Here is a 21,063-nt window from a genome sequence, read left to right on the forward strand (position 1 = left end):
CTTTCAGAGTTTAAAACTTTGAAAGGGTTTTTTATTCAATTATTTCTTCAAACTCCCAACAATACCTTTCAACATTCCATTAAAATCAAATTCAGGTTCTTCGGTTAAACCCATTCGTACAATAACTAAATCAAGTGACGGAATAATCGCCACCATCTGACCTTGAAAACCGCTGCAGTAGTACATATCTCTTGGCACATCAGGAAAATGTCCGCCAGCATTTAGCCAAAAGTGTCCGCCATATCTTCCGTTGGAAGTATTAGTAGGAGTTGCGGTATATTTTACCCAATTTTCGTTGAAAATTTGTTCTCCGTTCCAATTACCTTTGTGCAAATACAACAAGCCAAATTTTGACCAATCGCGTGTTGAAGCCCAACCGTAAGACGAACCTACATAATTCCCCGTCATATCTGTTTCGATCACCATAGAATTCATTCCTATTTTATCAATTAAAGCGGAATACCAAAAATCTAAATATTCCTGATGGGTTTTGAACTGCTTTCGCAAAATCCCGGAAAGCAAATTCGTCGTACCTGAAGAATAATTCCACTGCATATTGGGTTTATATTCCGCCGGTTTTTCTAATTGCGCGCGAGTCATATCTTCAGACTGAAAAAGCATTTTGGTGGCATCAGAAATAGTCGCGTAATCTTCCACCCATTGTAAACCGGAATTCATGTGCAGCAAATCGCTTGTTGTAATCAATTTTCGGTTGTCATTCGCCCATTCTGGAATTGGCGCAGGGTCATCAATGTCAAATTTTCTTTGTTTCTCCAAAATTCCAAACATGGTACTAGTAATACTTTTGGTCATGGACCAACCTAATAATTTACTATTTTTATCAAAACCAGTATCGTACTTTTCAGCAATGATTTTGTCTTTATAAATTACTAAAAGGGAACGCGTTCTTTTTTTGATTTGCCCTTTTGTGTCAAAAGCATTGGCTACAGCGGCATTCAATTTAGTATAATCAACGTTACTAAAAATGGTGTCTTTAGGTTCCTCATTTCCATACGGAAAAGGTAAGTTGTTGTTCAATTTTGTTCTTTTGGGAACCAAATACGGTTTTGAAACATCAAAATTATCGTTTATTAAAGTCACACCCAAACCTTTGCGGTAAATTGCTTTTCGTTCTTTCAAACCGTAAACCGAAGCAACGGCAAACTTTTCGGCATCATCCATTTTGTTTTTGGCCAAATCAATCATGTCGATATCATTGTCGCCTTTCTCAATCATTTCCTGCGATCGGTTATCAATAAAATGTCCCGAAGCGATGCTTTTGGCTGAAAAGCCAGAAATTAAATCCAGTTTTGGATAAGTAGTGAACCCCAAATAAAAGATTCCGATAAAAGAAACAAAACCAATGAGCTTGAAGAATTTTTTCATAGAGAATTAATTTGAAGCAATTTAATAAAAAAGAATCACATTTTTGAAACACTTAGGAATACTGAAAAATGATTTTTTTATGAACAAATATTTTTTATTTAAACCATTAAGAAATTAAGTTTCATTAAGATTTACCACTTAATTTTTCTTAATTTATCAATGGTTAAATTTATAAAGAGAAATTATTTCATAAAATCTTCCGATTTACCAAAAAGTAAGGTTTGAAGTCGTATTATATTTTTCTAAATCGTAACTAGTAATAACATTTATTAACAAGTGTTTGCCAAAAATTAATTCCAATTTCACTACTTTTGTATTTAGAAAAATTCTAAATAATGAAAGGCTAATTTCAAATTAGTATCTCTAAAAAAATGTTTAGTATTGGCGTTCTTTCAAACCAATAAAACATTAAAAAAAGCAGACACATGTTAGACATTAATAAAATAAGAGCCGACTTTCCAATTCTTTCGCAAAAAGTAAACGGAAAACCGTTGGTTTATTTCGACAACGGAGCCACTTCGCAAAAACCACAGGTTGTGATTGATGCCATTTCAAAATATTATCAGGAAATCAACGCTAATATTCATCGTGGCGTACACACGTTAAGTCAACTAGCAACTGATGCATACGAGATTTCACGCGGTAAAATTCAAAATCACATCAATGCAAAATTTGCCCACGAAGTTCTTTTTACTTCGGGAACAACACATGGAATTAATTTAGTTGCCAATGGATTTGCTTCGATTTTGAAACCAGGCGATGAAGTTTTAGTGTCAGCATTGGAACACCACAGCAATATTGTGCCTTGGCAAATGTTGTGCGAGAAAACTGGAGCGACTTTACGCGTAATTCCAATGGATGAGAATGGCGAATTAATTATGTCCGAATATGATATATTACTTTCAGATAAAACGAAGATTGTAACCGTAAATCATATTTCGAATGCTCTTGGAACTGTCAATCCAATTAAATATATGATTGATAAAGCGCATGAAGTTGGCGCGGCAATTTTGATAGACGGAGCGCAAGCCGTTCCTCATTTAAAACCAGATGTTCAAGAATTGGATTGTGATTTTTATGTTTTTTCAGGACACAAAATATGCGGTCCAACAGGAACTGGAATTTTATACGGAAAAGAAGCTTGGTTGAATAAATTACCGCCGTATCAAGGTGGAGGCGAAATGATTAAGGAAGTGACTTTCGAGAACACTACTTATGCTGAGTTGCCTCATAAATTTGAAGCTGGAACACCAAATATTGCAGGAGGAATTGTTCTCGGAACTGCTGTTGACTATATGAATGAAGTTGGATTTGACAACATTCAACAGCAAGAAAAGGAATTATTAGAATACGGAACTACACGATTATTGGAAATTGAGGGTTTGAAAATTTTTGGCACCGCCAAAGAAAAAACTTCGGTAATTTCGTTTAATATTGAAGGCATTCACCCGTATGATATTGGCACCATAATTGACAAATTAGGAATAGCTGTAAGAACCGGCCACCATTGCGCGCAACCCATCATGGATTTCTTTAAAATTCCGGGAACAATAAGAGCATCGTTTGCTTTTTACAATACCAAAGAAGAAATTGACATAATGGTTGCAGCTATTAAAAAAGCGCAACTCATGTTATCTTAAAAAAATTAAAATCATCAATACATGAAAATTTTATCATTATTATTTCTGACTATTTTTCTGGGAAACGGTTGCGATAGTGCCAAAGCGCAAGAAATTGAAACCGCAGTTATTGAATACACGGCTAACACCAGAGGTTTTTATCAGAAGATAACGGTAAAAAACCAGATGTTGACGGTTTCGAAAGATAGAGACGGAAAGGATAAACCGGTACCAAAAAAATTATCGGATGCCGAGTGGAAAGAATTAGTGACTTGTTTTACAACAGTGAAATTGGCTAGCTTGTCTAAGCTCAAAGCACCCAGCGAAAAACGTTTTCATGATGGTGCCGCTATCGCCAAACTGAAAATTACCATTAAAGAGAAAGCCTATGAAAGCACTAGTTTTGATCACGGTTTTCCACCAAAAGAAATAAAGAAATTCGTAAATACGATAACTTCATTAGCTAAAAAATAAAACTGAAATAAATTCAGCAGAGTATGAAAATTAAAGAAATACAAGATGAAATTGTTGATGAGTTCTCCATGTTTGACGACTGGATGGAGCGGTACGAATACATCATCGAATTAGGAAAAAAACTCCCTTTAATCAAAGAAGAATATAAAACTGAAAACAACATTATCAAAGGTTGCCAGTCCAAAGTGTGGTTGCAAGGAGAGCAAACGGATGATAAAATTATTTTCACCGCCGATAGCGATGCAATTTTGACAAAAGGAATTATTGCAATATTAATTCGTACTTTTTCCAATCAAAAAGCATCTGATATTCTGGCAGCCGATCTGAATTTCATCGATGAAATAGGTTTGAAAGAACACTTGTCGCCAACACGCGCCAACGGTTTAGTATCGATGATAAAAAATATAAAAATGTATGCTTTGGCATTCAGCACGCAGAACTAATCATGGTTTTTAAACCACATGAGTAATTTACGAAAATAGAATATTGTTAATAATCAACGAGTTTTGAAGTGCATTCTGCAACTATAAACCGTAAAATTTAAAATAAAAATAATGACACAAGAAATAGACACAACTGAATTAGGAGAATCGATCGTAAAAATATTAAAGACTATTTACGATCCGGAGATTCCTGTCGATATTTACGAATTAGGATTAATTTACGACGTGATGGTCAATACGGATTTTGAAGTAAAAATTCTTATGACGCTTACCTCCCCAAACTGTCCGGTTGCAGAAAGTTTACCAAGAGAAGTGGAGGAAAAAGTAAAATCATTAGAGAATGTAATAGATGCCGAAGTAGAGATCACTTTTGATCCGCCTTGGAGCAAAGATTTAATGAGTGAAGAAGCAAAATTAGAATTGGGAATGCTTTAAAATGGCGCGGACTCAACCCAAATCTTTAAACGATCAAAAAATTGGATTAAAATCTTCTTTTGATTCGCTTTTTTTTATACCCCGTTTTTTCAAAGAAATTTGGCGTACTAACAAAACGTTATTCTTGACATCAGCTTTTTGCAGACTCGTTGCGGCTTTGTTGCCTGTTGCGATTTTATGGGTTGGAAAACTCATTTTTGATGCCATCATCCAAATTACAACACACGGCGAAAAGGATTATTCTACGCTTTGGCATTCTGTCGCAATAGAGTTTATACTTGTACTGTTATCTGATTTGGTAGGTCGGGCAATTTCACTTACCGATGGAATTCTTGGAGATCAGTACAATATCAATAGTTCGATTAAAATCATCAAAAAGACTAATGAAATCGACATTAGTCTGCTGGAAAATTCTGAATTTTACGACAAGCTTGACCGAGCAAGAACGCAAACGGCAGGTCGTGTCGATTTAATGTCGAATGTTTTAGGTCAGGCGCAAACTACTATTTCTATCTTTTCGCTTGTGATAGGATTGATTTATTTTGAACCTTATTTAATTGTCTTATTAGTTTTAAGCATTTTTCCGTCTTTTATTAATGAAGTACGTTTCAGTCAACAACAATATTCGCTGGCTAGAAGCTGGACTTCCGAAAGAAGGGAATTGGATTACCTTAGATTTATTGGCGCCAATGATAAAACAGCAAAGGAAATAAAGCTTTTTGGATTAACTAGCTTTCTGGTCGAAAGATTTGAAACCCTTGCGACACGCTATTTTAAATTAAACAAATCGCTCGTTGTAAAACGTTCCAGTTATGGGTTTTTATTCAATGTTTTGGGATCAATTAGTTATTACGCAGCGTATGTTTTTATAATTTACAGGGTACTTTCAGGTGGAATTACACTTGGTGAATTAACTTTTTTATCCGGGAGTTTCAATCGTTTAATGAGTAGTCTGCGAGATTTTTTTTCGAAATTTACTCGGATATCCGAAAGCTCTTTATATCTGAAAGATTATTTTGATTTTCTTGACATTCCATCCGAATATAAAAATGAAAAGGAAGTTCCGTTGCCAGAAAAAATTAAAACCGGATTTGAATTTAAAAACGTCTATTTTGCTTATCCGGAATCTGATAATCAAATAGTAAAAGATATTAGTTTTATTATAAAAGCAGGAGAAAAAATAGCATTTGTTGGGCAGAATGGTGCCGGAAAAACAACATTGACCAAATTACTGCTTCGGTTTTACGAGCCAACATCGGGTGAAATTTTGCTTGACGGCATTAATATAAATCGATATAATAAGGCCAATTATCAGGAATATTTTGGAGTCCTTTTTCAGGATTTTTTCAAGTATGAATTTTCAGTGAAAGAAAATATTGCCATCGGAAAAATTGATGAAATTAATGATTCCGAACGAATACAAAAAGCGGCTGAATTAAGTTTGGCTGACGAAGTTGTTTCTGAATTAAAGTATGGCTACGAACAACAACTGGGAAAACGATTTGCCAAAGGTCAGGAACTATCCGGAGGACAATGGCAAAAAATCGCATTGGCGCGGGCTTACATGAAAAATGCTGAAGTTATGATTCTGGACGAGCCCACATCGGCGCTGGACGCCAAAGCCGAAAGCGAAGTTTTTGAACGGTTTATAGGATTAATAAAAGATAAAACCAGTGTGATCATCTCTCATAGGTTTAGTACGGTAAGACAGGCAGACCGCATTTTAGTCTTACAAGAAGGTAAGATCTTAGAATCAGGATCGCATAATGAGTTAATGGAAAACAATAAATTATATGCCCAACTGTTCACACTGCAGGCTGAAGGCTATCTATAAAAAAATGGTATGGAAGATGAAATTATAAATAAAGTTGCCAATAGTATTTTGGTAGTTTTTGATCTTGAAGATTATTATCCAACAGGGATTCGCACACAAATAGATATTTCGCAATGGCTTTTTGATGGATTTTTATTAAAAGAAAAAGACTTTAGAGCGGAATTAAAAAATCACGATTGGACACAATATCAAAATCAATATGTGGCAATAAATTGCAGTACCGATGCTATCGTTCCGGCTTGGGCTTCCATTTTGGTTGCGATTCAATTAGCACCTTTTGCCAAGAAAATCATCAATGGAACTTTGGAAGATTTAGACGCTTCTCTTTATGAACAATTACTGTCTGAAATTGACTATTCAGTTTATAAAAACAAGTCTATTATCATAAAAGGATGCTCCAGAAAACCGGTTCCGATGAGGGCTTATGTTTTAGCTGCCAAATATTTACAGCCTTTTGCGCGAAGCATTATGTATGGTGAAGCTTGCTCTGCCGTTCCACTTTATAAATCATCTGGCAGGTAATTTTAAATTTATTTTCTTAGAAAAGCCTTTCAATTTTTGAAAGGCTTTTTGTTCACTCTGGTTTTAGCCAGCCGCGATGCAAACGTTATAGATTGTCTTTAAATTTAAGTAGATACTTGTTGCAAACGATCTCCATGAATGAGGACGGACGAGAGCCAGTGAGTTCCGTATCAGAAAACGTGAACATTAACGCGTTAATCGATATTTAATTTTTGATAAAATATATTAATTCACCAAAACTTTTACCTGCTTCATATATTGCGAAAATACTTAGTGAAACGCCCAAAATTTTAAATTCTATTTTATGCTTTCCCTTTGCAAGATAATCTTTAGATTTTTGTATCAACTCTTTCATTTGCGATTCTAAAACATTCATAATTTATAGTTTTAAAGTTTATTTGACATATCGAAAATATTCTATTTCAACGATTGGCATTACAAACGTTATATTTTGTTTATTAATTTAAGTAAGTACTTGTCACAAATTAGTTAACGTGAACAAACAAGTGGCAGCAACATTATTTTAGTTGTTTGAAACTGTTTTCTTTTTTTCAAAGTGTAATCTAATAAAACAACTCAAAAGCAACAAAATACCTGAGATAATTTTAAAATATGATTTTTTATTGAAATTATAAGAAAAATCATTTAAATCTAATGACAACAATCCCATTAGTAAAAGAATTACGCCAATAGTTAATAAAAATCTTGTGATTTTATTTTGCGATTTCATAAATATTTTTTTATTCTCAAATATACTGGTTTTTTTTTTACAAATTGATTTTGAACAATGTACAAGCATTTATATTCACGAGAGCCAGCATGAAGGATGGAAGCGGAAATCCTCCCGATTTTTCTTCGGGAGATTATAGCGTAAAGCCTGACGCAGCTGTAACGCAGAGAAAGCTGGGGCATGCCCAAAAAAAAATCCCTCTTGAAATTTCAAAAGGGATTGCTGTATTTATTTTTTAGAGAAAATTATTCGATTTCTTCCTCGTCTTTTTCTTCTTTTTCCACTGCATCTTTATAATCCGGATACAAAAACTTATTGTACGGAAAACGGGTAATGTGAATGTGTCGGACCGCTTCGTAAACGCGTTCTCTGAATTCCTCGAAATTCTCTTTGTTGGTAGCCGAAATAAATAATGCATTTTGCTCGCCTACTCTGCTCATCCAGGTCGATTTCCATTCTTCCAGCGTGTAATGTCTTGGCGTTTTTTCGGTCATTAAATCATCCTCATCAATGGTCAAATGCTTGTAAGCATCGATTTTGTTGAAAATCATAATTACCGGTTTGTCATTGGCTTTGATGTCCAATAACGTTTGGTTTACCGATGCGATATGATCTTCAAATTCAGGATGAGAAATATCAACTACGTGTAATAACAAATCGGCTTCGCGAACTTCATCCAGCGTACTTTTGAAAGAATCAACTAATTGTGTCGGCAATTTCCTGATAAATCCGACAGTATCCGAAAGCAAGAAAGGCAAGTTTTTGATGACTACTTTTCGAACAGTGGTATCCAAAGTAGCAAAAAGTTTGTTTTCTACAAAAACATCACTTTTCCCTACGGCATTCATCAAGGTTGATTTGCCAACATTAGTATATCCCACCAAAGCCACACGAACCATTGCGCCACGATTGCCGCGTTGTGTTCCCATTTGCTTGTCGATACTTTTTATTTTTTCTTTCAATAACGCAATTCTATCACGCACAATACGTCTGTCGGTTTCAATCTCCGTTTCGCCGGGTCCACGCATTCCAATTCCCCCTTTTTGACGCTCAAGGTGTGTCCACATGCCGGAAAGTCGAGGTAATAAATATTGGCATTGCGCTAATTCTACTTGTGTTCTGGCGTACGAAGTTTCGGCACGTTGCGCAAAAATATCAAGAATAAGGTGTGTTCTGTCTAAAATTTTACATTCTGTAATGATTTTAGATATATTTTTTTGCTGTGAAGGCGATAATTCATCATCAAATACCAAAGTCGAGATATCGTTTTCTTTAACGAATTGATGTATTTCTTCAATTTTTCCAGTTCCAACAAAAGTCTTGGGATTTGGGCGTTCCATTTTTTGCGAAAAACGTTTCACCACTTCACCTCCTGCTGTAAAAGTCAAAAACTCCAATTCGTCAAGATATTCACGGAGTTTTTCTTCACTTTGGTTTTGAGTTACGATACCAACTATAGCCGTTTTTTCGAAATTTATTACTTCTTTTTCTAACATGTCTTTGAATAAGCTACAAATTTAATGATTTGCTTTGTACTTATGAAGTTATGGGTTTATAAAAAATTAGAAGCCGTAAATAATGATAGTTTTCGGTCGAACCAAAAATTAGACTAATGAAATGTTTTGCCGCGAATCAAATAAATTCAGATACAGATTTCTACAGATGAAGCTACGATTTTACTTTAAAACGAGAAAAGATTTGCCACAGATTAGCACAGATTAAACGGATTTTTCTCTTGGCGTTAAATAATCTGTGAGTATCTGCCACAACTGTTTTATCAGCGGGCCATAGTGATTATTTCCAAAAAAATATTTTGCCACGAATCAACATTTGATAAAAAAATAGTAAAAATTTGGGTAATTAGTAGCTAAAAAATTTGGCGAATTTGCGTTTATTTTTAAAATTATTGTTTTTGACTTGCTTACATTAAATACTCGTTCTGTTTTAATAAATTACGTCATTTGAAAACAGTTTCGGCAATACTTTTAACTTACTACCAGATAAATTGAACAAAACAGCACATTATTTCAAATTTTATTTGACTGCAAAGAGAGTGAAATAAACAATAAAGAGGTTACTTTTGCTTTCGCACTATCGGAATTTAAATTAAAACAGTTGCGTTTTTCAATAATTCGATTTCCTAAAAAAATATCCGACTGCTATTTCCAAACTTGGATTAATTATTAATTTATATTTTAAAAAATGAAGCAATTTCTTTTCACAGCCTTACTATGGCTAGCGTTTTTTAGCCCTGCAAAATCGCAGCAGTTAAAATCCCCAAATGGGAAATTTGTAATGGAGTTTACATTACTAAATGACGGAACTCCAAGTTACAGTTTAAATTACAAAAGCAAAGCAGTTGTCAAATCCAGTAAATTGGGTCTTGAATTAAAAAACGACAAAAAATCATTATTAAATGATTTTACTGTTATTGACACGAAAACAGCAACTTTTGATGAAAGCTGGAAACCAGTTTGGGGTGAAGTAGCCTCAATTCGCAATCATTATAACGAATTGTCAGTAACCTTAAATCAAAAAGAAACCGAGAGACAAATTGTTATTCGCTTTCGTTTGTTTGACGATGGTTTAGGATTTCGTTATGAATTTCCTTCGCAAAAAAACCTTACTTATTTTGTAATCAAAGAAGAAAGAACTCAATTTGCCATGACAGGCGATCATACTGCTTTTTGGATTCCAGGCGATTATGACACTCAAGAATACGATTATACAACCTCAAAATTATCAGAAATTAGAGGTTTATCAGAAAAAGCAACTACCGCAAATGTTTCGCAAAAGTCGTTTTCTACAACAGGAGTTCAGACTTCGCTAATGTTAAAAACAGCGGATAATTTGTATATCAATTTACATGAAGCGGCATTAATTAATTATTCTTGCATGCATTTGAATCTCGATGATAAAAATATGGTTTTTGAATCCTGGTTGACACCAGATGCCAAAGGCGATAAAGGATACATGCAAGCCCCAAATCATTCGCCTTGGCGCACCATAATTGTTAGTGATGACGCAAAAGAAATTCTAGCTTCAAAAATAACTTTGAACTTGCATGAACCCTCTAAAATTGAAGATACTTCATGGATAAAACCGTTAAAATATGTGGGTGTCTGGTGGGAAATGATTACCGGAAAAAGTTCTTGGGCATACACGGATGAGTTTCCAACGGTACAACTTGGCGTTACTGATTTTTCAAAAGCAAAACCAAATGGAAAGCATGGCGCAAACAACAGCAATGTCAAAAAATACATTGATTTTGCAGCTAAACACGGTTTTGATGCGGTTTTAGTCGAAGGCTGGAATGAAGGTTGGGAAGACTGGTTTGGACACTCCAAAGATTATGTTTTTGATTTCCTGACGCCGTATCCGGATTTTGATGTCAAAGGCTTACATGATTACGCCAAATCAAAAGGCATTAAAATGATTATGCACCACGAAACTTCAGGTTCTGTGCGTAATTACGAACGCCACATGGATAAAGCGTATCAGTTTATGAAAGACAATGGGTATGATGCCGTAAAAAGTGGTTATGTTGGTTCTATCATTGAGAACGGTGGAAATCATTATAACCAATTTATGAACAACCACTATCAATACGCAATAGAAAAAGCAGCCGATTATAAAATTATGGTGAATGCGCACGAGGCGGTTCGTCCAACTGGTATTTCCAGAACGTATCCCAATTTAATTGGTAACGAAGCCGCAAGAGGAACAGAATATCAATCTTTTGGCGGATCTAAACCAAATCACGTAACGGTATTGCCTTTTACCCGTTTAGTGGGAGGACCGATGGATTATACGCCGGGAATTTTTGAAATGGATTTAAGCAAATTGAATCCGGATAATAATTCTCATGTCAACAGTACGATTGCAAATCAATTGGCATTGTATGTAACGATGTACAGCCCGTTGCAAATGGCAGCCGATACACCGGAAAATTATGATCGCTTTCCTGATGCTTTTCAGTTTATCAAAGATGTAGCAGTAGATTGGACGGACAGCAAATACCTTGAAGCAGAACCAGGACAATACGTTACTGTGGCTCGTAAAGCAAAAGTGACTAACAATTGGTTCATTGGTAATGTAAATGGCGATACGTCTCGAACCTCAACCATCAAATTTGATTTCTTGGAAAAAGGAAAAAAATATACGGCTACGATTTATGCTGATGCAAAAGATGCTCATTACAAAACCAATCCGCAAGCGTATACGATTCGTAAAATGACCGTAACCAACAAATCAAAACTATCGCAGTTAAGTGCACCAGGTGGAGGTTATGCGATAAGCATCGTTGAAATCAAATAATAATAACCCGTTGGGTGTAATTCAATTTGTTTAATTTTTTAACCTGCTAGAAATATAGATTTTAAAGTTCCGTATGGCGTTTCACTTTTTTAGAGAAAACCATAGCTATGTGAACCCAAGAATTAGGCTATCTTACTCTTTTTTTCTATGTTTCTATGCGGTTCAAATTTTTTATTAAAGATTAATTGAAATTTTTATTAATTACACCCAACGAGTTCATAATAATAATCCGTGTATAGTAATTCATTCTACCACATAAATTCATAAAACAGAAAAGGCTGCCTAGAAAATCTAGACAGCCTTTTTTAGTTTTATCTTTCTCTTGAACTAATTTACTTTAATCAGTTTAACATTGAAAACAAGAACAGAACCTCCTGGAATGGGTCCGCTACCGTTGCTTCCATAACCCAGATGAGAAGGAATTAATAGAACTCCGTTTCCACCTTCTTTAAAAAAGGGAATGCCTTCTGTCCAGCCTTTTATAACTTGATTTAATCCGAAAGAAATACCTTCGGCTTTACTCTCATCAAAAACATTTCCATTAGTAAAATACCCTTTGTACGCTACCGTTACGTTAGATGAAGCTGTTGGTTGAACACCAGTTCCCGCTTCATTAACCACATAATACAAACCTGAATCGGTTTTTGTGGCAGTCAATTTATTTTTGGCAATATAATCCACGATTTCTTTTTCATTTTGAACGGTGTAATCAACAGGTTTAGATGCTTCATTATCCGATAAACAAGAAACAAATAATAAAGAAACTAATGCTAATAAAGTAGATTTCATAATTTAATTTAAATGTTAAGGCTGCAAATATAGTAATTCAAGCAAAGCCTTTTATAAAAATCATTTAATACCAAAAACCTGAACGTCATCTACTTGAAAAGCACCATCCAAAGCTAGATTTTTCCCAGAACCGGTATATTTAAAAGCAATGTTGATTTTACCTTTGTACGAAGATAAATCTACTGCGCCACTTCCTACAAATTGATACCAAGGTGTGGCTTGCTTGGGCAAATTAACGGCTAACGGAACCCAAGTTGCTGTAGCAAAATTCAACCCATCAAAATTACCGGAAACATATACTTCCAAAGAATTTAATTGGGAATCAACGTCTAAATGATGTTGAGCCGATCTAAAAGATAAAACTTCTTTCGTGTGAACCTCCATATCTATTTTCGGCGAAATCAGCCAAGCTACATTTGAAATAACTTTAGTTCCAGAAATATTAAATTCGGCGTATCCATTTCCAGAATAAACGGTGCCTTTCCAGAAAAGTGTTCCTTTCTGCACCAAATTGGACCATCCCGGAAGACTTAATTTTGATTTATCAACCACGGTTTCAAAATTTTCAATGAAGAAAGGAACCAGTCGAGTCTCGGTCATCACAACATCTTTTTCGGAACGGGGTATTAATTGGTAATCCGTTCCATATTTCGTTAAAATGCCCCTTACTTTTCCGCTACCTTGCGGAACTATTTTACTCGCAAAATCAGAGAAACTACTGGTTCTAAAATACACTTTATTGCCTAATTTATCTATTAAACCCCAATTCGTCGCGCCGCCCACGTTATTGACTTCCTCAAAATAGTGTCGACCTACAGCTTCGGGCGAAAATTGAACGTCAGACAATTCGACCAACGTATTTAAGTTAGCATCGTTCAGCAATTCCGACATGATTAATGACCGAACAAGAACCTCTTCCTTTACGTTTGTACAAGATGCATTCAGCACTTTTTTATATTCATTTTGCGAAAGCCGTCCTACTCCGCCTTCATTATAGGAATTCACAAAAATGCTTCCGATGCGCATGCCACCGAACGAAATATCCGTGTATTGGTTTTTCAACTTTATGTATACTTTATTGCCCAATCTATAATCAATATACAAATTTGTAGCATCCACAGGAACGCTAAATCCTATGGCTGGCGTGGTGGCTGTTGCCAAAGTCTGAAAGGAAATAGACTTAAAAAAGTTCCCCGATTCATCGCTTGAAACCACATACGCCTCAATGATATCATCGTATTTATATTGCGTTACAATCGCATTCGCAGTAGCGCGAACTTCGCCAACGGTTGTATTAGTTACTAAATCCGGTTGCGTACAAATGAGTTTTGGAGCCGCAACCTCATCTGTTACACAACTGCTGAAAGTTATTGCCAACAGTAAAAACGATTTATAAAATGTTGATTTCATATGCCATAATTTATAAATTGATATAAAAATTTACAAAATACGTTCTGCCGTATCCGTAGAAATATTTTGGCCCAAAAGAAGGTGTTCCGCTGGAAACATCCTGATTAATTTGTCTGAAATTTGCATTTCGGGCTTGTTCGTAACCGCCTGTTTTATACGTTACATCAAGCACATTATTGATGCTGGCAAAAACTCCAACATTTTTACCATAAATGCGCCATGATTTTCCACCCACAAGATTGAACAACATCGTTGGATCAAATTTTTCTTGTTTTAATAGTTCTGCTGCACGCTCTTCCGTAGCTTCCGGAAAATTAAAAGCACTTGCGGGATTTTTATAAAATATCTCAGTTCTGGAAATGGGTGAAATATCAATATAACTGTTGGTGAGGTAATTTACATTCGCGCTAATCCACCAATATTTTGGATCTCGATATTCAATTCCCATGGAATACGCTCGTTGCGGCATCCCCGCTTGCTTGTAATTTTTGAGGGAAGCCGTTCCAAAATCAAAAATCGGACTGGTATTTTCTGGAGTTGCTTCGGCATCGTTTGTCAAAGTCACTCTTGGATTGCTGTCATAAATATATTCCCCAAAAGCCGCTGAAAAAGTGGTTTTGAACGTTTGTGTCAATTGGTATTCCAAACTAAATTCGGCACCCACATTCTTCTTGTTTAGTTGCGTTAATGTTTGGCTCACAAAAGCATCGGTGTTTAAATAACCTGCGCCGTCATCAAAAATTCCCTTGGCATAAAAAAAGGAAATTTGAGTTGCGTTCTTTATTAGAGAATAATACGCTGTTAGTCGGGCTTTGAGTTTTGGGGAACGGTAAACATAACTGGCGTCCAAACTGGTGATGTTCTCGCTTTCAATTCCGTCTACAATCGCATTGTTCAATCGGGAATTAGCAAAAGTATTTCTCAATGAGGGTGCTTTGGTCAAATGTGCCGCGTTAAAAGTCACCATTTGTTTGCCAGAAATTTTCAAATTAAATCCGGCTTTGAAGCCAAAGTTTTCAAACGCTGTTTTTTCGCTTTTCCCGAAGGAATTGGTTTCATAGATTCCGTTTTTGTACAAACCTTCCCGTTGATAATCTGCCCTTGAAAAATTTTGCGCCAGATAAAAATCCACTTTACTGTAGGTGAATTTAAATTGCGTAAACGCTTCTAAAATATTGGCAAAATAATTATAATTGTATCCATACGTATCTCCAACGACCACTTGCCGGTCTGGATTATTTAAATCAGACTGGGATTGATTCCCGCTATAAAAAGCATCAATATCTTCAAAATAAGAACCGCCAAGTAAGTCCAACAATTTTTGTGAATTATGCGATTTTAGTTTTTTGAAAGATGCTCCGGCATTCAAAAAAATATTCTCGGATAGTTGGGCACTCAAATTTGTTGTCGCCACCGCTGTTTGATCTTCTACTTGATCTTCGTATAATACATATTTACTTTTTGTAGGTTCATATCCCGTAATTGTTCCATTAGTATCCAAAACTGAATTTTGATTGGCTTGGTACAAAGCCGTCCAATCGATTTGCGAATGGGCTAAAAATCCCGTTTTACTTTTCTCCGCATTTTCATAATCTGGAGTAAATGCTCCCGAAAATTCTCCGTTATCCGGTGCATATAGCGAGCTGTAATAACTGGGCATTTTTCTGTAATACGTGGGATCAGGGCTATTCGCATTTTGATAATCGATTTTGCTGTTGGCAATTTTCCCAAATTGATACATCACGCTCGAATTCAGGTTTGTTTTATCGTTGATTTTAAAATAATGATTCAGCATTATCGTGGGTTCTTCAATGGTTTTAATACGGGCGTTTCTCTTTTTACCGTCTTGAAAACCCCAATAGGAACTGTATTTTACGCTTGTCAATTGCGTAACTTCAGCTGTGTTTGGAGAATTTTTGGCTCTGGAATTTGGCGTGTACATTGCCGTCAGATTCAACGAATGCTTTTCGTTTAACTTTTTTTCGAGACTGATAAAAAAGGAATTTGCATCATAATTTGTTCCTTCAAAATAGCCTTCCTGCGCCCAGCGCTTTCCTGCCGAAACCACAAAAGCCCAACCACGGGAATTCATTCCGGAAGCATGCGTTGCCATCGTACGCCAACGATAATTAATGTTTGCTGATGAAAAAGAAATTCGGGAACCGGGTCTGTAAATGGACGCTCGCGTATTGATTTCCTGCGTTCCTAAAATTCCGCCAAACGTATAATCCGATGGTGCTGTTCCAAGCGTAAATTCCTGATTGCGGAGCGCGTCATTCAGCCCGCCCCACTCGCCCCATTGTGGTCTTCCATCATAAATTTTATTCATTGAAACGCCATTAATCATCATCGTGGAATGCTCGCTGTCTAATCCGCGCACTCTAAAACGAGCTTGTCCCCAGTTGAAAGCGGCGGCCTGCAAAAAAGCATCGCGGGATGATTGTAAAAGTCCGGAAGTACTTTCGGAACTACTGTTATCCTCACCAAAATCACTTTCGATAAGGGTTATAATGCTGTTTTGTTGTTCCGTGGATTGGTCTTCTTCTAAAGTTATGGTTCCTAAATCCAACATTTGTTCTTCGGTAATTTCAACCGGATACAAGCCATCTTTGAATCCCTGACTGTGCACCAGAACCAAAATATTTCCTGCGGAAACAGAATCAAAACTGAAATTACCATCGTCTTTAGTGAGTTGCATTAAAGTAGTATTTTGAATACTGACTACCACAAAACCCAATGGATTTTGGGTTTTTGAATCCACGACTTTTCCAAAAAATCCTGTGTTGTTTTGTGCAACACTACATCCAATATGAACGATAAAGAAAAATGCAACGTAAAATTTGTTCATAGATGCAACGGATGATGGTTTATATTTTTTAAAAGCTGAAAATCCAATAAGTAGTTCAATCGTTACAATCACATGTAACGGTTGAACTACAAACATGAAAACATTATCCGAAATGGGATGATGTTCAATAATTAAAATTGAATTTTGGAAAAAGTGGTATAAACCTTAAATACGATACTGCCCACTAAGTGGTATTTTGCTGGCAGTATCAAATCAAAATAATCTATGAAAGAATTATAATGTTAAATGTATAAAAAAAATACTAACATATTGATTTTCAATGTAATTATTTTTGTGAATTTGTTTTTGAAACTGTTTTTTGGAAAAGTTCTTAAAAAATATAAACGAATTTAATAGCCCCGATGGCAGCAAGTATCCCACGGTTTTTCGCGTGGATACTGCGAACAGCGGGAGGATGTGTTTTTATAAAAACGAAATGTAGTGCTCCTAAATACTTCTATTTATTCGATTGCTTTGATTCGGGACACCATCAAGGAGATAAGAATTCCAAAAATACCGATGAATGCGAATGAAAATCGCAGGCTTGATAGCTCCGCAATGTACCCGATAATTGGCGGACCCATAAGAAAACCTAGGAAACTGACGCTTGAAACTGTAGTCAACGCCACACTGGGAGACACGTTTGGATTTTTACCTGCAACGCTATAAACTGTGGGTACTATAGTGGAAACTCCTAATCCGACAAACATAAACGCAATGGTTGCGGGAATTACAAACGGGAAGAATACGGCTGTAAAAAGCCCTGCTGATATCATGATTCCGCTTATTTGTAAGACCGTTTTTCGTCCAAATTTGCGTATTAAACCATCTCCTAAGAAACGTCCGCCAGCCATCATAATCATAAAAGAAGTATATCCCAAAATGACTAATGGTCCGGGCGCTTTGATGACATCTTTGAAATAAACACCGCTCCAGTCGAACATTACGCCTTCGCTCGCCATACAACAAAATCCGATTATTCCCAACCAAATTAGCGCGCTATCCGGTTTTGAAAAAAGTTTTTTCTTTTCGGCTTTAATAGTTTCTTTGGCTTTTATTAAAAATTTATAGTTGAACACCATCATCAAAAACACGATTCCGGCAACAATGACAAAGTGAATATAAGGTGTTAATTTAAAAGCGAGCATTCCTAAACCTATCAAAGCTCCTGTGAATCCTGCAAAACTCCACATTCCATGAAAAGACGACATAATGGTTTTTTTGAACAACACTTCGGTATAAACACCTTGAGTGTTTACTGCAATATTTGATAGATTTCCAAAGATTCCAAATACGAATAATCCCAATGACAATTGCCAAGCCGCAGCGGCCAAACCTAAATTTGTCATGCTAAAAACATACAATAAAAGAGCAAATATTAAGATTCTGTGGCTGCCAAAACGAGTAACTAATTTTCCCGAAAAAGGCATAATCACTAATTGACCTAATGGCAAAGCAAATAAAATACTTCCTAAATCCCCTTCGCTGAGGTGTAAATCGGTCTTAATATCCGGAATTCGGCTGGCCCAAGTGGCAAAACACAAACCCATGCCAAAATAAAACATGGAAACCGCCCAACGAATTCGGTTCAAATAAGAAACCTTCGCTTCTGTATATGTTTTCTTGAGTTTGGCTTTCGTTTTTGACCTTCCTAAAAAGTTTAAATCTATCAAAGTGATTTATTTTAGCATTTATTGGGTCAAAATTACAAAAAGCAATCATTAATTGTGTAAAAACAACACATTTGAAGAAAAATACAACGTTATTGTTTATAAAAAGTAATTACCGGGAATTTACTAATTTTTTTAACCTTGTAAAAATTTAGCGAATTCCCGGCAGATTTTATAGATCAATTACTTTTTTCTGCGCACTGCTTTGGATTGCAGCTTCAATAATTTGCATTACATATAGACCATCTTGAGCCGTCACAGGTTCGGTTAAGTCATTTACAATCGAATGATAAATTCCGTCAAAAAAATCATAATAATTCCCTTGAAGTGTGGGTATAATTTCCTGAATAATTTCTCCATTAATTTCAGTGTGCAAAAGTCCCCGTTTTTCAATGGATTCCGTTCCCCACGTTTCTAAATTTGGCTTATTTCCTGCTTTCAATTCGTCTTCCTGTACATCACCACGCGGTTTTAAGAACGAACCTTTTTTTCCATGAATAACATACGCCGGAATGGCTTCGCGAATAAAAAATCCTGCTTTGAGTCGGACACGAAAATTGGAATAATACAGTAAAATATCAATGTAATCATCTACTAACGAATGTTCCCTCGTGATGCGAATATCGGCAAAAACCGATTGTGGTAAACCAAATAAACACAACGCCTGATCAATTAAATGAGGCCCTAAATCCTTTAAAATGCCTGCGCCAGAATTGGCGGATTCTTTGTGTTGCTTTGGACTTAAAACCGGATTATAACGGTCAAAATGGAATTCGGCTTCCACAATGTCACCCAATACTTTTTCTGAAATAATTTTCTGTATGGTTTTGAAATCGCTGTCCCATCTTCTGTTTTGGAAAACGGCCAATTTTAATCCTTTTTCTTTGGCGATAGCCGCTAATTCCTGCGCTTGGGCAACAGTTGTGGTAAATGCTTTTTCGACTATGGCATGCTTTCCAGCCAAAAGGACTTGTTTTGCATATTCATAATGTGTTTCTACAGGAGTATTTACAACCACTAAATCAACATCATCTTGCAATACTTCCTCCATTGACGCGTAGCTTTTTACCGCAGGAAAATCCTGGTGGATTAATTTTTTACTTCGTTCCCAAGAACCAAGAAGTTCAAATCCCGCGTGAAAATTTAAAAAAGGAGCATGAAATACTTTTCCGGACATGCCATAGGAGAGCAATGCTGTTTTTATTTTTTGCATATCGTATTTTTCAGATTAGGAGGGTGTGCGTTTTTAAACAAATAAATCATATGGGTTCATCTAAGAATTAGGTGAAATGGCTAACTCTGAAATTCTACCTTTGAAATTCACTCCCAATAATTAGTGGCAATTCGTGAAATTCGTGATTGGATTTCATTAAATTTTAGCTCTTTCGTATTGTTCTGGCCATTTGACATCCGCTTTTAAATCATGGGCGAATGTCAATCCCAGATTCGGATTCCTAAGAGACTCTCTGGCAAATAACACTAAATCTGCCTTCCCTGAAGCGACAATTTCCTCCGCTTGAACAGCATCAGTGATTAAACCTACGGCTGCAGTTAGGATTTCGGTTTCCTTTTTAATGCTTTCCGCAAAAGAAACTTGGTAATTTGGACCCAACGGAATTTGTTGGTGCGAGACTAATCCTCCTGAGGAAACATCGATTAAATCGACTCCTTTTTCTTTTAATATTTTCGAAAGCTGTACTGATTCCTCTAAATTCCAGCCGCCTTCCGCCCAGTCTGTCGCGGAAATTCTAACGAATAAAGGTAAGTTTTCCGGCCATTCGGATTGAACGGATTCGACTACTTCGAGAGTCAAACGGATTCGGTTTTCGAAAGTTCCGCCATATGCATCGGTTCTAAAATTAGATAATGGCGAAAGAAACTGATGCAACAAATACCCGTGCGCCGCATGAATTTCCATCACCTGGAAACCTGCTTGAAGTGCTCTTTTAGTGGCTGATTTGAAGTCGGAAACTACTTTTTGAATTCCTGCTTCATCTAATATAAGAGGCGGTTTTTCAGTATGATGATACGCAACTGCACTTGGTGCCACGGTATCCCAACCGCCTTGTGTTGCGTCTAGTTTTCGGCCTCCGTTCCAGGGTGAAGCGGCACTTGCTTTTCTTCCGGCATGCGCCAATTGGATTCCGGGAACCGATTTATGACTGATTATAAATTGATTAATTTGCTGCATTTTTTCGATTTGCTCGTCTTTCCAAAGTCCCAAATCCTCAGGAGAAATTCGGCCTTCAGCAGAAACAGAAGTCGCTTCCTGAATGATTAATCCCGCACCGCCAATGGCACGACTTCCAAGATGTACGAGATGCCAATCATTGGCAAAACCATCTTCAGCAGAATATTGGCACATCGGTGAAATTGTAATTCTGTTTTTTAGAGTGATGCTTTTTATTTGAAGAGGAGAAAATAATTTTGACGACATAAATTTATTTTAAAAGTGAAAGAAACAAGAAATACTCATTTCAAAAAAGTAAAGTTAAGATTCCCAAATCAAACTTAGAATTCAATTTACATTAATTAACAAATATTTAAAATGGTATGGAACAATTATTGTAAAATAAACAAATAGAA

17 protein-coding genes are annotated in these 21,063 nt (G+C 36.1%); 8 read left to right on the forward strand and 9 right to left on the reverse strand.

Annotated elements, in window-relative coordinates; all coding sequences use genetic code 11:
- Positions 1-39 precede the first annotated feature (39 nt).
- Positions 40-1,386 (reverse strand): serine hydrolase domain-containing protein, encoded by a 1,347-nt coding sequence (locus ACP7AT_RS00385; protein WP_426062393.1) that lies wholly within the window; start codon positions 1,384-1,386, stop codon positions 40-42.
- A 425-nt stretch (positions 1,387-1,811) separates the two neighbouring features.
- Here ACP7AT_RS00385 and ACP7AT_RS00390 point away from each other — a divergent pair, with 425 nt between their 5' ends.
- The 6 genes from ACP7AT_RS00390 (at position 1,812) to ACP7AT_RS00415 (ending at position 6,713) form a co-directional block, all read left to right on the forward strand.
- Positions 1,812-3,026: an aminotransferase class V-fold PLP-dependent enzyme gene (locus ACP7AT_RS00390; RefSeq protein ID WP_426062394.1), complete on the forward strand. Its 1,215-nt coding sequence runs from the start codon at positions 1,812-1,814 to the stop codon at positions 3,024-3,026.
- Between the two features lie 21 nt (positions 3,027-3,047).
- Positions 3,048-3,479 carry a hypothetical protein gene (locus ACP7AT_RS00395; protein WP_426062395.1) on the forward strand — a complete coding sequence of 144 codons (432 nt, stop codon included), beginning with the start codon at positions 3,048-3,050 and terminating at the stop codon, positions 3,477-3,479.
- Positions 3,480-3,502: 23 nt separating this feature from the next.
- Positions 3,503-3,922 carry a SufE family protein gene (locus ACP7AT_RS00400; RefSeq protein ID WP_426062396.1) on the forward strand — a complete coding sequence of 140 codons (420 nt, stop codon included), beginning with the start codon at positions 3,503-3,505 and terminating at the stop codon, positions 3,920-3,922.
- Positions 3,923-4,033: 111 nt separating this feature from the next.
- Positions 4,034-4,357 (forward strand): DUF59 domain-containing protein, encoded by a 324-nt coding sequence (locus ACP7AT_RS00405; protein WP_426062397.1) that lies wholly within the window; start codon positions 4,034-4,036, stop codon positions 4,355-4,357.
- Between the two features lies 1 nt (position 4,358).
- Positions 4,359-6,191, forward strand: a complete 1,833-nt coding sequence (locus tag ACP7AT_RS00410; RefSeq protein WP_426062398.1) for an ABC transporter ATP-binding protein — start codon at positions 4,359-4,361, stop codon at positions 6,189-6,191.
- Positions 6,192-6,200: 9 nt separating this feature from the next.
- Positions 6,201-6,713 (forward strand): DUF2480 family protein, encoded by a 513-nt coding sequence (locus ACP7AT_RS00415; RefSeq protein ID WP_426062399.1) that lies wholly within the window; start codon positions 6,201-6,203, stop codon positions 6,711-6,713.
- Positions 6,714-6,918: 205 nt separating this feature from the next.
- Here ACP7AT_RS00415 and ACP7AT_RS00420 read toward each other — a convergent pair whose 3' ends face one another.
- Positions 6,919-7,089, reverse strand: a complete 171-nt coding sequence (locus ACP7AT_RS00420; RefSeq protein WP_426062400.1) for a hypothetical protein — start codon at positions 7,087-7,089, stop codon at positions 6,919-6,921.
- Between the two features lie 404 nt (positions 7,090-7,493).
- On the opposite strand from ACP7AT_RS00420, the gene ACP7AT_RS00425 reads away from it, so the two are divergent.
- A complete protein-coding gene (locus tag ACP7AT_RS00425) occupies positions 7,494-7,682 on the forward strand; it encodes a hypothetical protein (protein WP_426062401.1) in 189 nt (62 codons plus the stop codon).
- Between the two features lie 6 nt (positions 7,683-7,688).
- Here the strand turns inward: ACP7AT_RS00425 and hflX are convergent, their stop codons facing one another.
- The gene (hflX, locus tag ACP7AT_RS00430; protein ID WP_426062402.1) at positions 7,689-8,939 is read right to left on the reverse strand and encodes a GTPase HflX; all 1,251 of its coding nucleotides are present in this window, start codon (positions 8,937-8,939) and stop codon (positions 7,689-7,691) included.
- A 706-nt stretch (positions 8,940-9,645) separates the two neighbouring features.
- Here hflX and ACP7AT_RS00435 point away from each other — a divergent pair.
- Positions 9,646-11,760 carry a glycoside hydrolase family 97 protein gene (locus ACP7AT_RS00435; RefSeq protein WP_426062403.1) on the forward strand — a complete coding sequence of 705 codons (2,115 nt, stop codon included), beginning with the start codon at positions 9,646-9,648 and terminating at the stop codon, positions 11,758-11,760.
- A gap of 327 nt (positions 11,761-12,087) precedes the next feature.
- Here the strand turns inward: ACP7AT_RS00435 and ACP7AT_RS00440 are convergent, their stop codons facing one another.
- The 6 genes from ACP7AT_RS00440 to ACP7AT_RS00465 form a co-directional block, all read right to left on the reverse strand.
- On the reverse strand, positions 12,088-12,549 hold the full coding sequence (locus tag ACP7AT_RS00440; protein ID WP_426062404.1) for an FKBP-type peptidyl-prolyl cis-trans isomerase: 462 nt from the start codon (positions 12,547-12,549) through the stop codon (positions 12,088-12,090).
- A 60-nt stretch (positions 12,550-12,609) separates the two neighbouring features.
- Positions 12,610-13,959, reverse strand: coding sequence for a DUF5689 domain-containing protein (locus tag ACP7AT_RS00445; protein ID WP_426062405.1), 1,350 nt, complete (start codon positions 13,957-13,959; stop codon positions 12,610-12,612).
- Positions 13,960-13,969: 10 nt separating this feature from the next.
- A complete protein-coding gene (locus tag ACP7AT_RS00450; protein ID WP_426062406.1) occupies positions 13,970-16,903 on the reverse strand; it encodes a carboxypeptidase-like regulatory domain-containing protein in 2,934 nt (977 codons plus the stop codon).
- Between the two features lie 365 nt (positions 16,904-17,268).
- Entirely contained in the window at positions 17,269-18,480 is a 1,212-nt protein-coding gene (locus ACP7AT_RS00455; RefSeq protein WP_426062407.1) for an MFS transporter, read from the reverse strand.
- Between the two features lie 169 nt (positions 18,481-18,649).
- Positions 18,650-19,690 (reverse strand): Gfo/Idh/MocA family oxidoreductase, encoded by a 1,041-nt coding sequence (locus ACP7AT_RS00460; protein WP_426062408.1) that lies wholly within the window; start codon positions 19,688-19,690, stop codon positions 18,650-18,652.
- 156 nt (positions 19,691-19,846) lie between these two features.
- Positions 19,847-20,914, reverse strand: coding sequence for an NADH:flavin oxidoreductase/NADH oxidase (locus ACP7AT_RS00465; protein ID WP_426062409.1), 1,068 nt, complete (start codon positions 20,912-20,914; stop codon positions 19,847-19,849).
- Positions 20,915-21,063 lie beyond the last annotated feature (149 nt).

Source organism: Flavobacterium sp. DSP2-3-1 (assembly GCF_049896865.1).
Lineage (GTDB): Bacteria > Bacteroidota > Bacteroidia > Flavobacteriales > Flavobacteriaceae > Flavobacterium.